Raw genomic sequence first — 14,874 nt, forward strand, 5'->3', positions numbered from 1 at the left:
AGTTCAATACCATCAACGATGATCTGACCTTTCTGGTGTTCTTCCAGCCGGTTGATGCAGCGGATCATGGTCGATTTTCCGGAACCCGATGGGCCGGCAACAACAATACGTTCACCACGCATGACTTTCAGATTGATGTCGCGCAAAACGTGGAACTCACCATACCACTTGTGCATATTCTTTATCTCGATGGCGACTTCTGTCTTCGAGACTTCCAGTTTTGAACGGTCGATTTCGACACCAGACTCAGATTTCGGGAGGGCGCTTTGTGCACTCATTTGAATTATTCCCTTGTTTTTTTATCGTTTATGACCCGTGTCGAGCCGTCGTTCCATGAATATAGAGTATCGCGACATGGCGAAACAGAAAATCCAGAAAACAAAGCCCGCAAAGACCAATCCAGTTGCAGGTGTCTGTGGAGAAGCCCAGTTTGCATCGGAGAAATTCTGTCGGACAATGCCAAGCAGATCAAACATACCGATGATATAAACAAGGCTGGTGTCTTTAAACAGACCAATGAATGTGTTCACAATGCCCGGTATCACCAGCTTCAAAGCCTGCGGCAAGATGATCAGGTTTGTCTTCTGCCAATAGCCAAGGCCCAGTGCATCCGCTCCTTCATACTGACCACGCGGAATAGCTTGCAAACCACCGCGGACCACCTCCGCCATATAGGCAGATGCAAAAAGCGCCACGCCGATCAATGCCCGAAGAAGCTTGTCAAATGTGACACCCGGCGGGAGGAAAAGCGGTAGCATCACACTGGCCATGAACAGCACTGTGACCAATGGAACACCACGTACCGTTTCAATGAAGATGATTGACAGTGTTTTGATTACCGGCAGCTTGGAACGCCGCCCCAATGCCAGAACAATACCCAAGGGTAGCGACACAGCAATGCCAACAAAAGACAAGACCAGCGTTACAAGAAGGCCGCCCCAAAGCGATGTTTCCACATAACGCAGCCCCAGCGAGCCACCAACCAGTAGAAAATACGCGATGATTGGAAACGCAACGAAAAACAGAACCGCGTTTAACGCCTTGTGAGGTATTTTTGGAATCATAAGCGGTATAAGCAAAATGACAAACAGAGCGGCTGTCAAATCAACGCGCCAGCGTTCACCAAGCGGATAACGACCATAGATGAACTGCTGATATTTAGCATTTACAAAAGCCCAGCAAGCACCTGACCAGCCATCAGGCTGTATACCACCCTGAGCAACGGTAAGACATGCCGTGCGATCTGCGCCTGTCCAGGCTGCGTTTACAAACAGCCACTGGATCATTGGAGGCAGGAACCAGGCCACAATAGCCAGACCAAAAATGGTCAGTGCAGCATCAACCGGCGTGGCAAAAAGATTGACACGCAGCCAATGCGACAAGCCTTGTACCGAACGCGGCGGTGTTTCGCTATCGGCCATTTGTGTGCGAACATATTGGAGATCAGAATTTTCCATTGTCATCTCTCCACCAGTGCAATCCTGGCATTAAACCAGTTCATCAATCCGGAAACGATCAAGCTTATGCCAAGGTAAATCACCATCCAGATCGCAACAACTTCAACGGCCTGACCGGTCTGGTTAAGTATTGTACCACCAACGGCAACCAGATCCGGGTAGCCAATCGCAATGGCGAGCGAAGAGTTCTTGATCAGATTGAGATACTGGCTGGATAATGGCGGGATGATAATGCGCAATGCCTGTGGCACAACGATCAAACGCATCGTCTGTCCCGGACGCAGTCCCACCGCATAAGCCGCTTCTGTCTGCCCTTTGCTCACACCCAGAACACCTGCACGAACCGTTTCGGCAATAAAAGATGCGGTATAAAACGACAAGGCCAGCAACAGCGCCAGAAATTCTGGCTTAACCTGTGCGCCACCTGTCAGATTAAACGTTCCAAGTTTCGGATAATCAAAGGAAACCGGGAAGCCAGTCGCAACCAGCGCCAAAACAGGAAGACCGATAATCAATGCGGCAGCAGCACGGGCAGTGTGAAATGGCTGACCTGTCAGCATCTGGCGACGCTTTGCCCATCTTGCCACAAAAAATGAAGCCACAATGCCAACAAGCAAGGCAACTCCAAGCAACCATGCCCCCTCACCCCATACAGGCGAAGGCATGAAAAAACCGCGATTATTCAGATAAGCGCCAAGCGGCAGCGACAGGCTTTCGCGCGCTTGTGGCAAAACCGAGAGCACGCCGAAATACCAAAAAAAGATCACCAGCAAGGGGGGAATATTGCGGAACACTTCCACATAGACCATACAGATTTTGCTGATAAGCCAGTTGCGCGACAAGCGTCCGATACCAACCATGAAGCCAATAACGGATGCTAGAATAACGCCCAATGCCGCAACATAAAGCGTGTTAAGCAAACCAACCAGAAGGGCGCGGCCATAGGTTGAATCGCTTGTATAAGGAATGAGCGTCTGGCTGATATCGAAACCTGCCCGCCCGTTTAGGAAGCCAAAGCCGGAAGCGATATTGGCCCGCTGAAGATTAGTGACCGTGTTGCCCACGATCCAATAAATCAAGCCGATAACGGCAACAAACACCACGACCTGATAAAAAATACCGCGAATCCGCGGATCATAAAGAAGTGATGTGCCACTGCCACTTCGACGTTGTTGCGTTGCAGAATAAGAAGCCATATGTTCTCTGTTTTCTCTCGGTCATTGCATCGGCTGCGAAATAGCTGTCGATTCCGCACTCATCGAAAAACATTTCAGAGCCGTTGCATAAAAATACCGAGGACTGCGTCTCTACCCATCTGGTGCGAAGCGCTAATTAAAATATCAAATACGAGCATCCAGGCGGATTGCAGGACCCTATCTGTGCCGGTCGTGCATAGATCGGCTGCAAATCCAAAGCTGACAAATCCGGCGGGCGCATTGCTGCCCCCGCCCGATATAATGCAACCAAGTACGGCCTTTAGCGGATCGGCATACCGTATTGCAGACCGCCCTTGTTCCACTCGGCATTCAAGCCACGAGCGATTTTGAGAGGGCTACCCGCACCAAGATTGCGATCAAACAACTCACCATAGTTACCAACACCCTTGATGATGTTGACAACCCAGTCATTCGTCAGCCCGAGATCAGTACCGATCTTCGTGTCAGCTTCAGTGCCAAGAAGACGCTTGATTTCCGGATTATCGGAGTTCTTCATCTCTTCGACATTAGCCTGGGTAATGCCGAACTCTTCACCATTAAGCAGTGCGTAATGGGTCCAGCGAACAACATCAGCCCATTTGGAATCACCCTGACGGACTGCTGGTCCAAGAGGCTCTTTGGAAATGATTTCCGGCAAAACGATATGATCGTCAGGATTTGCCAGCTTCAGGCGGGTTGAATAAAGACCCGACTGGTCAGTCGTATAGGCATCGCAACGACCCGAATCATAAGCTGTATTTGCTTCTTCAACCTTTTCGAAAACGACTGGATTATATTCCATCTTATTGGAACGGAAATAATCGGCCATGTTCAATTCAGTTGTCGTGCCTGCCTGAACGCAAATAGACGCGCCCGAGAGCTGAAGAGCTGAATTGATGCCTGAAAGCTTCTTTGAATTAATCATGAAGCCCTGACCATCATAGTAATTGATGCCGGGGAAATCGAGACCAAGCGATGTATCCCGGCTGATGGTCGCAGTCGTATTACGAACCAGAACATCAACTTCGCCGGATTGTAGCGCAGTAAAACGTTCTTTCGCATTCAATGGTGTAAACTTCACCTTGGTCGGATCACCAAAAATCGCCGCAGCAATGGCACGGCAATAATCAACATCGAATCCAGACCACTCGCCCTTGTCATCCGGAGAAGCAAAACCGATCAAACCGGTATTAACGCCACACTGCAGGAACCCCTTGTTCTTTACGTCGGAAAGCGTATCGGCTGACGCTCCCGAAGCTGCGCCAAACAGCGCCGCCACACCCAATAGCCCTGTTAAAACAGATTTTTTCATCTGGCCTGCAACCTTTTTATGTTCCCTGGAGATCGTCGCAATCTACAATTGCGCACGTCTCTGTTGCTTTATTTTTAGCGCACAATTGAAAAATGAGAGAATACTCATCCATCAACCAATGCATTACGCAGACTACCGCTTACCCGAAGCCTTTATCGGCTTTCTGATTTTAGGTGAACGATGCCCGTCGCCTTCACCGCCCTATCGAAGGCGAAAATTTGGATTTGGTCAAGCGATTAACGCTTAGTGAAATAGGTCAACATCAAAAAAACAGGCTGCTTTCATACAAAATTTTACATCATTTCCCTATTTTCGGGTAATGCTGCCAACCCGATATATCAGCGTCACCCGAAAAATATAGAAACATAAAATACATTTAAATATCAATAACTTATTTCAAAATACAGATCAATCATCTCGTTAAATATGCTTTAATTTTCATGGTTTCACACCCGTGGCATCAACTTATCACCATCGAGTGAAAAAATAATATTTCGCGTAGCCATAAAGCGCGCTGTCCAGCATGTCGCGATAAAGCCAATCGCTAGTCCCGCTACGACATCGGTCGGATAATGCGCACCTGCGGCAAGCCTGCTGATGACAAAAAGCAAACAAACAGGCACCGTCACGCCCCGCCAACGAGGAAGAAATATCCACAGCGATACAAGCATAATGCCAGCCATCATTGAATGCCCGGATGGAAAACTCTCAAAGGAATGCTGCCCCCGAAAAGGTGCAAAATAAGCCGAACCAAGCTCATCCAGCAGCAACGGACGTGCACGCCCAATTACCAGCTTGCCGATTTCAGTTGGAAAGCTGCCCACAATGATTGAGACGAGTATCAGCGTCGCCCAGCTATGTAAGCGGACGAGTGTCTCATGTGCACCAGAACGCATAGAAGGAGATAACAGAAAAGCCGTTACCAACCAGACAATGATCGCCACGCCTAACCAGACAATTGTGCGAATCAAATCGGTAGTCCTGCGAAGAACCTCCATAATGGCGAAATCACTGTTTATCGCGGCACGAATGATTGGCGCGTCCCACAGATGCAGAACAAGCAGAATGAACGGCATCAGCACTATCATCGCCGTCATTTCCATTGTCCAGCTGCACGGCGCCCCCGGTGAAGCAGGCTTTGCGAGTGCTTTTACCAATTCCAATGCCGCGCGGACCGGGTAAAAAAACGTATTAATGGCCTTACGCTCATTCAAATCAGGCATACCGGAAATACACTTTCTCTGGTTTTTCATTATCACTGTTACAAAGCTGCATATTGCATCCGCAACTTACCGGCCTTATCCCATAGATATCTGGTGGATCAGCATGCAACATGGCCTGGAGGCAATTTCGTGACTAACAAGCAGGATAAAACAGAAAAGTTGGGCATCAACACGCGCCTGACCCATGATGGCTACGAACCACGCGATTACCATGGCTTCGTCAATCCACCCGTTATACGCGCGTCAACAGTACTTTTCCCGGATGCCCAGACAATGGCTACCGGCAATCAGAAATACACCTATGGCACACGTGGCACACCAACCAGTGAAGCACTGTGTAAGGCAATCGACGCACTGGAAGGCTCGGCAGGGACCGTATGTGTTCCGTCTGGTCTGGCTGCCGTGACGATACCTTTGCTGGGTTTTCTATCGCCCGGTGATCATGCGCTGTTTATCGACACAATCTATAATCCAACAAGGCATTTTGCTGATACGATTCTCAAGCGTATGGGCATTGAGGTCGAATATTATGATTCGGAAATCGGCGCAGGCATCAAAGCACTGATCCGCCCCAATACCAAAGTGGTGTTTACAGAATCACCCGGTTCAAACACATTTGAAATTCAGGATATTCCTGCAATTGTTAAAGCCGCACACGAGGCTAATGCCATTGTGATGATGGATAATACCTGGGCTACGCCACTTTATTTCAAACCGCTGGATTTCGGCGTGGATATCAGCATCCAAGCTTCCACCAAATATCCTTCCGGCCATTCAGATATTCTTTTCGGAACGATATCGGCCAATGAAAAATGCTGGCCACAACTTCTTGAAACCCATGGCACGCTTGGTCTCTGCCCTGCCCCTGACGATGCTTATCAGGTTCTTCGTGGTCTGCGCACAATGGGTATCCGTCTTGAACATCACCGTAAAAGTGCATTGGAAGTCGCCCATTGGCTCGAAACGCACCCAGCTGTTGATCGCGTCCTGCACCCCGCCCTTGAAAGCCATCCCGGGCATGAACTCTGGAAGCGTGACTTCAAAGGCTCGTCGGGTGTCTTCGCTTTCGTGATGAAAAACGGAGCCCGCAAACAAGCACATGCATTTTTAAATGCACTTGAAATTTTTGGCCTGGGTTATTCCTGGGGAGGTTATCAAAGCCTCGCAAATGAAGTTGGATTAAATGATCGAACTGTTGCAAAGCATGACTACCCGGGTCCAGTCATTCGTTTACAAATAGGCCTTGAAGACGTGGAAGATCTGATTGCTGATCTTGAAAAAGGCTTTGCAATGATCTGAGATCAATGTCCCGGAGTACCCAACCAAAATCCATCGCAACTTGCTATGTCTGCGATGGATTTATATTATTAATTACTTGATATTAATTCATAAATTGCGAACAACTATATGAGATTGCCGTCTTCCCTCATAACGAGAAACATTTATACTGAGTGCTATCGGCAATGAAAAATGGCTTGGGACAGTGCGGTTTTATAAGTCTATCGGAATTCAGTTTCCCAATGTTCTGAAAATCCTTGTTGCATCATTTGTTCTGATGCTCTCCCTGATCCCGGCAAATGCGCAAGACGTATCTCTGCGACAAGTAAAAGTAGGCATCTATGTCAGCGAACCTTTCGTAATCGACGAAGGCGTCAGGTTTAGCGGCATGGCCATTGATCTCTGGAATGACGTAGCGGCGCGTCTCGGATTGGTTTCCAAATTTATCGAATACCCAAACTATACCGAGCTTGTAAAAGCCGTTTCTGAAAACCAGATCGATGTAGCCGTAACCAATCTTACAATCACGGAAAAACGTGCTGAAATTGTAGATTTTACGCATCCATGGTTCGATGCCGGGCTGCGGATCATGATTCACACCGAGGCCCAAAAAGGTTGGGCCGACCTCATCGCTGGACTGGAAGATGCGGGACATCTGGCAACATATGCATGGATTGGCATAGTTATCCTCATCGTAACTCTTGCTCTTACAATTTTTGACCGCCGGTTTGATGAACATTTTCCACGCCGTTGGGCAGATGGGCTGGCGGAAAGCTTTTATCAGGTCGTTTCTCTTGCAACATCCGGTAAAAGCTCACGTAAAAATCTCTTCGGCTGGGCCGGGCGAATATGGCAGGCATTCTGGCTGGTATTTGGTATTGCTGTGGTAGCCTATGTAACCTCATCGGTGACAAGCGTTATGACGGTTACTCATATTACTAATAGAATCAACAATCTGGCCGACTTACAGAACAAGACGGTCGGCGTGCGTGCCGGTAGTGTTGCGCAGCAAGTTCTTATGGCACGATCAATCTCTACCGTCTCATTTGATCATTTACCAGAAGCTGTTGAAGCGCTGACCAATGACGAAATTTCAGCAGTTGTTGGTGATAGTCCAGTTCTTGAATATTATCTTCATAAGCACCCAGCTGAGCCTGTTGAATTAGTGGGCAATATATTCAGTCCAGATAAATATGGCTTTGCTTTTCCACGCGACAGCAATCTCGAAAAGCCTGCTTCCATTGCGATCATTAGCCTAGAAGAGAATGAAACTCTCGCTGCCTTGAAAACCAAATATTTCGGACCCGAAGATTAGAAAATCACGATTAACCCTTAATAGCGAAAGGGGATTTCATTTGTCAGTTTTACTTGCTGCCGAAATACGATAAAGAACCAGCTAATTAAATTCATTCTGATTTCATGTGCGATATGCACTCAGGGGAACTGCTATGATGAGCTGGGGATTTATCTTGCAAGGCGTCATTGCGATCGGTCTCGCAGGCCTCGCTATCGCTGTTATTGTGCATCATTATAAATCAAAATAAATTCCATAGAGGATATAAGCGTAGTTTCGGATTTTACTTTGAAAACAATGCGCATTGTATGACCAGCCCCTCTCCCCTATCTTAATTAGTCCACCGTCAATCTCTCTGTCTTTTTACAAGAAGATGATCGTTATCGCCAAGATGCATATTCATGGTGGATTTTCCTTCTAGGTAAAAGAAAGGCCCCGCGATTGCAGGGCCTGTGAGTTTCTATTTAATTGAAGCTTATTTCGCTCGACTTTGTGCTGCGGAGAACAGCTTCTTAAAAGTCGCTCATGTATCCATGTCTGTGAAACGGATTTGAAAAATGAAGCTGTTTTGCTGGCAATTGACCGCGACATGAAACGCATCGCTGGCAGATCAAAAACAGATGATCGTTTCGATAAACTTCATCTCGTGCAATTTAGATGCACCGAACTGCAGGCTGCAAAGCGATTATCACAAGCAATTGGACATTTGGAGAGTGAATGGGAATTCACTACAAAAAAACTAGCGCGGCGACTTTGGTTTGAGGTCCACACCTACTATTTCAAAACATAGCGTTAAAATCAGCCCCGCCCTACGGGATTTTTCTTTAGTCGCAAGCCTAAACACGCACACCTTGCCAAGAAGATTTACCGCCCTATTTCAACATATGGTTATTTGAATGGAGAACAATATGGACGAAGCAGGGATTGGTTGGATAGCTGCAATTATCATAGGCGGCTTAGCTGGATGGATTGCCTCGAACTTCATGAATAGTAATACAGGCATCTTCCTGAATATCATTCTTGGAATTATCGGCGCTGCCGTTGCCAGTTTCTTGTTCGGCCTGCTTGGTGTGTCGTTCGGCGGCTGGCTTGGCTACCTTGTTTCTGGCTTTGTGGGTGCCTGTATTCTTATATGGGCTGGTAGGCTTATCAGGTCGTAAACGTTCATACTGAAGTACAAACAATGAAACCTCGGTTTGCCGGGGTTTCTTTTTGGGTGGATCAGCTATAATCGCACCAAAAAAAAGACCTTCGATCCTTCTATCACAGTACCGCGATTCATACCAGGATCAGGAATGCCCTATGGCATGCAAACGGATATGGTTTCTCGGCGCCAGAAGGATGGGAACCTGAAATTGAGGATTTTCTCAATCTGGATGCTCGGTACATCGAAAACATTGGTCAAAGTCCCTCGCTATTATCAGGGCTTGGATCAATGCGAATGATTGATTTCATCGTATTTTGCAGATTCTGGATACACCTCTAGCTATCAAGACGTTCACCTTCATACCGAAGGGTTCCGGTCACTCGATAAAGGATGTGGCGAGAGTGCTTGAAGCGCACTATCTGGCACACGATGAAGAGACAAACGATGCTGTGATTTTGAAGCTTGAACAGGGCAAAAAGTGAACAATTCTGTAAACCGCTCACAAAAAACCTGTAAACCATGCCGATAACAATAATAGCAAAGCCATTGAAAACAATGGCGATCCCGGCAGGATTCGAACCTGCGACCTACGGCTTAGAAGGCCGGTGCTCTATCCAGCTGAGCTACGGGACCTCACCATCAGAACCCGGCTTTAGCATAAAAGCCGGGCAATAGTGTTAATGCGTCCAAGGCTGTGAGCGATAGAAGCTAAAATTATCCGAATAGGATACTTTACGACGCTTTACTTCATGCGGTTCAATTACGCGATAAGCGATACCATTACGGGTTGCATATTCAATTGCATCTTCGCGGCTGTCAAAAGACAAGCGAATTTGACTCTTCATATCACCGGAAGAAGTATAGCCCATAAGCGGCTCGACCTTGCGAGCGCTTTCCGGTTCATATTCCAGAAACCATTTATCCGTTTTGGCTTTACCAGACTGCATCGCTGTCTTAGCTGGACGGTAAATACGTGCAACCATTTGAAGAACCTTGATCTATGCTCTTTCGCCCTGCGAAGGACATTCATTTCAACAAGGCATTAGTTTACACATCACGCCATGTCAACGCGATAAAAATACACAGCACAGCATCTGACTGCGACATTGTTACTTAATAATTTATCTGGAAGAAAATGGTCGGAGCGAGAGGATTCGAACCTCCGACCCCCTGATCCCAAATCAGGTGCGCTACCAGGCTGCGCTACGCTCCGATGCTTTGCAAGCGGCCCTTCCCTAGATAATCAATGAATATAAAGCAAGCGCTAAAAGCAATTTTCTCAAATTTTATTCATAGCGAGATTATGAATGTCGCAGCCAGTGAAAGCGCCTTGCTGACATTTCAGGAACCAATAATTTTCTCAGGCGTTTATGAGCATCATTAAAATTTCAGGAGTTCCAGAGTGAATCGCAACAGTCTTTATCTGATTATCGGCGCTCTTATTGTTATCGTCGCAGGCTTCGCAATTTATACCTATCAGGAAGAAACGAAGCCCTCCGGCATTGAGTTGAAAATTGGCGAAGAGGGAGTTTCCATTCAGGAAAACTAATTTTTCACTATAAAAAATATGCGCAAGCGGCAGAAACTTGTGTGTCTAAATCGGTTGTAAACATATAAATCGATTAAGATTTCAAATGCTTACCGATTGTGATGCAACGATTCTCAACGCTCTATGTTATTTGCCTGACAAGCCAATGGAGGATCGAATGGACATCCAGACTTCAGATGCACTTTATCGTCGCCACGAAAACGAGTGGGCCGCAATTCGTAATGCTGTGCAGCAAAAAGAAGCCAATGAAGAACGTAGGACAGCTGTTTCCGATGCAGCAACCTCAGGCGAAAAATCATCCTCGCAGGAATAGTTTTTCATAAGATTTCATTTAAAAACGCCGCTGTAGCGGCGTTTTTTATTACCTGAACAATGCCTTAGAATCTTATATTCAAGAAAATTCATTTTGAGTTTCAAACCTGCCCACTATCTTCGACAGATCGAAACAATCTATCCCCACAGGATCAAACAATGTCGGAACAAAAAGTAGCAATTATTACAGCTGGCGGCAGCGGTATGGGAGCGGCTTGCGCTCGTCGACTGGCTGCAGACGGTTTTTCCATCGCAATTCTTTCGTCCTCGGGCAAAGGTGAAGCTCTTGCAAAAGAACTGGGCGGTCTTGGCGTGACCGGTTCGAACCAGTCCAATGAAGATCTGAAACGGCTGGTTGACCTGGCAATCGACAAATGGGGACGAATTGACACATTGGTCAATAGTGCCGGTCACGGTCCCCGTGCACCAATTCTCGATATTACCGATCAAGATTGGCATAAGGGGCTTGATACTTATTTTCTGAACGTTGTGCGTCCAAGTCGTCTGGTTGTGCCATTCATGCAAAAGCAAAAATCAGGTACAATTATCAATATTTCCACCGCATGGGCATTTGAACCAAGTTCCATGTTCCCGACTTCGGCTGTGTTCCGGGCGGGACTGGCTTCATTCACCAAAGTCTTTGCAGACACTTATGCAGCAGACAATATCCGAATGAATAATGTGCTTCCGGGCTGGATCGACAGTCTGCCTGCAACGCAAGAACGTCGTGAGAGTGTGCCCCTTCAGCGATATGGCAAAAGCGAAGAAATCGCTGCAACCGTTTCATTTCTGGCATCGGAAGGAGCTGCCTATATTACCGGCCAGAATCTGCGCGTGGATGGCGGCCTCACCCGCTCTGTCTGATATAGCCTATAGTAACCAAATGCGAAGGAAGACCGGCTAAGGTCTTCTTGTCGTGATTCGGACAGGGGACATGTAAGATGGCAGCACGGAAACGGAGTTCCCGCTCTGCAAAGCGTTCTACGGGGCGTTCTGCGGGGCGCTCAACCAGAAGCAAGGGCAATGCAGGTTCATCAGCACCCATACTGGCACTTGGTGCTATTCTGGGATTGGGTGCGTTCAGCCTATGGGCAACCACTCAGCATAAAAGCCCACAAGCGGCTTTGACAGCGCTCTTCCAGCGCCCCTCTCCCCAAACTACCATCTCTGCGCCCCCCAAGTTGCACACCAGACCATCTACAGAAAAAGCAGCAATCGACAAAAAAACTTCTGCCAAGGATTATGCTGGAGCTGTTGGACCTATTCCGCGCCCGGCTGCACCGATTGTGCCTGCGCCTATTGTGCCCGCTCTGGCCAAGCCTCAAAAGCAGGCCGCTATACAGTCATCAAAGGCCCCTATACCGACGCAAAAAGTGGCGCCGCCATTGGCATCGCCCCGGCCATTACCAATGCCACCTCGTGGCACCAATTCGCCTGGCTATTCCCCATCAGTAGTCTATGCGAAAACCAAGCTCACCATTCACAAGAACGCCTGGAATCGCTCACCAGCCATTGGAGCAGTCGAAAAAGGGCGTGAAATGCGCTCCTATGGCAAAACAGGAAAATGGCATAAGGTAGCCGTGCCTACCACCAATATCATAGGCTGGGTGCACGAAGATCAATTGCTCGGTGGTCGCAACAAGCCTGACAGCGCACAGATGATAACAACCGGGTCAATTGCAAGAAAACCACAGACACAAGCTGCACCCGTAGCTCAGAAAGTGCGCATAGAGCCGTCAATAGCAGTTGGGCACAAGAATTAATTCTGTACGGCTTTTGCCATTTCTGTACGGCGATCTTATCGCCGTACAGCAGTTCATAAAGCTATCTAATGACAGCTATCTTCATTCTTCACCATGACCGATTTCTGATAAAACCTGAGCAGCAAGTGTGCGGGTTATCCGGCTCTTTTGTTCCATGGCAACGCGATCAAGACGATCCACGATCTGGATTGCCGACAAAAGCGAGCGCTCAATGCGACTGACCAGATAGCTTACCACATGCGGCTCGACACTGATCTGCCGGTCAGCAAAAAGTTTATGAATAACGCCGCCAAGCAGCATGTCGTCTGGCTCTGCAATTTCCACCACGGTCGCAGCCTTGAGACGCGAAGCAAGGTCTGGCAGTTTAACGTTCCAGTTTGCAGGCAGTAGGCGCGAGGTCATCAATAATGATGGTCCCGGACCAAGTGCTGCATTCTGACGAACACTGTTGATGAGGTGAAACAAGCCCGTTTCATTAAATTGCTCATCACCAATATTATCAATCAGAACCGGATATTCGGCAGCACTGGTAATAAGCTGATCGCTGATGGTTTTCGGATCTGCCAGTAATGCACCGGTTGCAGCACGCCAGACCTCAGCCAGATGGGTTTTTCCTGCACCCGTTGGACCTGCCAAAATCACCACAGGCGCAACCCAGTTTGGCCAACGGTCAATGAGATCCACCGCGGCACGGTTTGACTGTGTAACCATAATATCTTCACGGTGATAACCGGGCTGATGCTCAAGAGCGAGCGGAATCTGACGCGGTGCGTCACTCATCGCTTTCTCCTGTATTCTCAACCGGGTTACGGTCTGACTTCATTTTTCTTTGCCTGCATTTTCGCCAGCTTCGATCACCGGCCCCGCATCGGGATGCGAAGATTTAAATGCCGGATCGTACATCGGAGAATGCAGATAGCGATTAAGCGCAAAACGCACAAGCACCCCGACTGCCGCCGCAGCAGGCACTGCGACCAGCATTCCGGTGAAGCCAAACAGGGAACCGAACGCGAACAGAGCAAACATCAGCCAGACAGGATGCAGACCTACGGATGAGCCGACAAGCTTTGGCTGCAGGATATTTCCCTCCACAAACTGGCCAAAGAAAAACACGGCCGCAACGACAACAACCATAACCCAATCAGGCCAGAACTGGACCAATGCAACGCCGATTGCCAATGTCAGCCCCACAAACGAACCAATATAGGGAATAAAGCTGATAAGCCCTGCAAAAAAGCCAATCAGCAGACCAAAATTAAGCCCGGTCAGGGTCAGGCCAATGGCATAATAGGTACCGAGAATGAGGCACAAAGTACCCTGCCCCCGGACAAATCCGGCCACGGCTGAATCCATATCACGGGCGATTGTGCGCACGGTATGAAGCTGCCTGCGCGGCACCCATGAATCGATACGATCAACCATGCGGTCCCAGTCAAGCAGCATATAGAACGCAACCACTGGCGTAACGATGAAAAGCCCCGCAATATCAATGAGAGATTTCCCCGAATTCCACAGGGACTGAAGCAATGTGGACAGGAAACCGGCCCCTTGTTGCAGCAGTGCGCTAAGGTTTTCCTGAATGACGGAGCTGTCTATACCGATATAGTGCTTGAGCCATTGCGAATTCTCATTGGCAAGAAGTGCCTGAAGCTGCGATATATAATCCGGCAATTTTGAAATGAAGTCTGCAAGCTGAGTTGCAAGAATCGGGATGATGATCATCAGCCCAAGCACAAGGATCATCAAAAAGATCAACAGAATAACGATTGTTGCAGCCAGCCGTGACAGACCAAACCGCTCCAGACGATCTGCAACAGGATCCAGAAAATAGGCCAGTGCCATGCCTGCTACAAAGGGCAGAAGAACAGGGCTGAAGATAACTAAAAACAGAATGAAAACGACAACGGCGCATGTCCAGAATATCGCCTGACGACGCACAACGGATCCCGTCAGGCCACCGACTTCAACATTGACATGAATATCACCATCCCGCGCCACTGCGTCAGCCTGCTGCAGCGTCTTGCTGGTCGTCTCACGTCGTAGCACTGGTTTCCTGGTCATCGCGATCCATTCTCTGCAAAAGCCCTTGGTCAGGCTATAATCAGGCGTTGTTACTATTCTCATAAGCCAGTAAAATAGAGATAGTTAGGCTAGTGGATTGAATTTAACATTTGAATCCCGGTTACCCTCACTGCCTGTGCAAATGTCAAATTCGTAAAATCCACTAGAAACATATACTTGGCTAGTGGTTTTTGGTTTCCAACATTTGCCCGCATGGGTGGAGTGACAGGATGCAAATGTTGGAAACAAACCACTAGCGCCAAAAGATTGCAATATTTATCA

The 14,874-nt window shown here is 48.0% G+C and carries 16 protein-coding genes and 2 tRNA genes; 8 read left to right on the forward strand and 10 right to left on the reverse strand.

The window, feature by feature from the left end; translation table 11 throughout:
- From FHY56_RS04580 to lpxE, 5 genes are all read right to left on the reverse strand, one after another.
- A partial coding sequence (locus FHY56_RS04580) for an ATP-binding cassette domain-containing protein (protein WP_140904010.1) occupies nt 1-278 on the reverse strand: 278 nt, incomplete at its 3' end.
- A 21-nt stretch (nt 279-299) separates the two neighbouring features.
- Nucleotides 300-1,457: an amino acid ABC transporter permease gene (locus FHY56_RS04585; RefSeq protein ID WP_140904011.1), complete on the reverse strand. Its 1,158-nt coding sequence runs from the start codon at nt 1,455-1,457 to the stop codon at nt 300-302.
- A gap of 2 nt (nt 1,458-1,459) precedes the next feature.
- Entirely contained in the window at nt 1,460-2,653 is a 1,194-nt protein-coding gene (locus tag FHY56_RS04590; protein WP_140904012.1) for an amino acid ABC transporter permease, read from the reverse strand.
- 280 nt (nt 2,654-2,933) lie between these two features.
- Nucleotides 2,934-3,965, reverse strand: coding sequence for an amino acid ABC transporter substrate-binding protein (locus FHY56_RS04595; RefSeq protein ID WP_140904013.1), 1,032 nt, complete (start codon nt 3,963-3,965; stop codon nt 2,934-2,936).
- A 446-nt stretch (nt 3,966-4,411) separates the two neighbouring features.
- On the reverse strand, nt 4,412-5,188 hold the full coding sequence (gene lpxE, locus FHY56_RS04600; protein WP_140904014.1) for a lipid A 1-phosphatase LpxE: 777 nt from the start codon (nt 5,186-5,188) through the stop codon (nt 4,412-4,414).
- A gap of 129 nt (nt 5,189-5,317) precedes the next feature.
- On the opposite strand from lpxE, the gene FHY56_RS04605 reads away from it, so the two are divergent.
- The 4 genes from FHY56_RS04605 to FHY56_RS04620 all read left to right on the forward strand — a co-directional run bounded on the left by FHY56_RS04605 (nt 5,318) and on the right by FHY56_RS04620 (nt 8,920).
- A complete protein-coding gene (locus FHY56_RS04605; protein ID WP_140904015.1) occupies nt 5,318-6,487 on the forward strand; it encodes a cystathionine beta-lyase in 1,170 nt (389 codons plus the stop codon).
- A gap of 184 nt (nt 6,488-6,671) precedes the next feature.
- Nucleotides 6,672-7,781, forward strand: coding sequence for a transporter substrate-binding domain-containing protein (locus FHY56_RS04610; RefSeq protein ID WP_235889424.1), 1,110 nt, complete (start codon nt 6,672-6,674; stop codon nt 7,779-7,781).
- Nucleotides 7,782-8,310: 529 nt separating this feature from the next.
- On the forward strand, nt 8,311-8,550 hold the full coding sequence (locus FHY56_RS04615; RefSeq protein ID WP_140904016.1) for a hypothetical protein: 240 nt from the start codon (nt 8,311-8,313) through the stop codon (nt 8,548-8,550).
- Nucleotides 8,551-8,668: 118 nt separating this feature from the next.
- Nucleotides 8,669-8,920: a GlsB/YeaQ/YmgE family stress response membrane protein gene (locus FHY56_RS04620; protein ID WP_140904017.1), complete on the forward strand. Its 252-nt coding sequence runs from the start codon at nt 8,669-8,671 to the stop codon at nt 8,918-8,920.
- A 543-nt stretch (nt 8,921-9,463) separates the two neighbouring features.
- Here FHY56_RS04620 and FHY56_RS04630 read toward each other — a convergent pair.
- The 3 genes from FHY56_RS04630 to FHY56_RS04640 all read right to left on the reverse strand — a co-directional run bounded on the left by FHY56_RS04630 (nt 9,464) and on the right by FHY56_RS04640 (nt 10,120).
- Nucleotides 9,464-9,540: transfer RNA gene (locus tag FHY56_RS04630), tRNA-Arg, on the reverse strand.
- Between the two features lie 44 nt (nt 9,541-9,584).
- Nucleotides 9,585-9,890, reverse strand: a complete 306-nt coding sequence (locus tag FHY56_RS04635; RefSeq protein WP_140904018.1) for an ETC complex I subunit — start codon at nt 9,888-9,890, stop codon at nt 9,585-9,587.
- A 153-nt stretch (nt 9,891-10,043) separates the two neighbouring features.
- Nucleotides 10,044-10,120 (reverse strand) — tRNA-Pro (locus FHY56_RS04640).
- Between the two features lie 189 nt (nt 10,121-10,309).
- Between FHY56_RS04640 and FHY56_RS17875 the strand changes: the two genes are divergently transcribed.
- The 4 genes from FHY56_RS17875 (at nt 10,310) to FHY56_RS04655 (ending at nt 12,531) form a co-directional block, all read left to right on the forward strand.
- A complete protein-coding gene (locus FHY56_RS17875) occupies nt 10,310-10,456 on the forward strand; it encodes a hypothetical protein (RefSeq protein ID WP_168927586.1) in 147 nt (48 codons plus the stop codon).
- 157 nt (nt 10,457-10,613) lie between these two features.
- Complete coding sequence (locus tag FHY56_RS17880; protein ID WP_168927587.1) at nt 10,614-10,769, forward strand: hypothetical protein; 156 nt, start codon at nt 10,614-10,616, stop codon at nt 10,767-10,769.
- A gap of 158 nt (nt 10,770-10,927) precedes the next feature.
- Nucleotides 10,928-11,632: an SDR family oxidoreductase gene (locus tag FHY56_RS04645; RefSeq protein WP_140904019.1), complete on the forward strand. Its 705-nt coding sequence runs from the start codon at nt 10,928-10,930 to the stop codon at nt 11,630-11,632.
- 77 nt (nt 11,633-11,709) lie between these two features.
- Nucleotides 11,710-12,531, forward strand: coding sequence for a hypothetical protein (locus tag FHY56_RS04655; RefSeq protein ID WP_140904020.1), 822 nt, complete (start codon nt 11,710-11,712; stop codon nt 12,529-12,531).
- 81 nt (nt 12,532-12,612) lie between these two features.
- On the opposite strand, the gene hdaA is transcribed toward FHY56_RS04655, so the two are convergent.
- Both hdaA and FHY56_RS04665 read right to left on the reverse strand, forming a co-directional pair.
- The gene (gene hdaA / locus FHY56_RS04660; RefSeq protein WP_140904021.1) at nt 12,613-13,311 is read right to left on the reverse strand and encodes a DnaA regulatory inactivator HdaA; all 699 of its coding nucleotides are present in this window, start codon (nt 13,309-13,311) and stop codon (nt 12,613-12,615) included.
- Nucleotides 13,312-13,350: 39 nt separating this feature from the next.
- A complete protein-coding gene (locus FHY56_RS04665) occupies nt 13,351-14,592 on the reverse strand; it encodes an AI-2E family transporter (RefSeq protein ID WP_193556763.1) in 1,242 nt (413 codons plus the stop codon).
- Nucleotides 14,593-14,874 lie beyond the last annotated feature (282 nt).

The sequence above is a fragment of the Brucella gallinifaecis genome, from assembly GCF_006476605.1.
Classification (GTDB): Bacteria; Pseudomonadota; Alphaproteobacteria; order Rhizobiales; family Rhizobiaceae; genus Brucella; species Brucella gallinifaecis.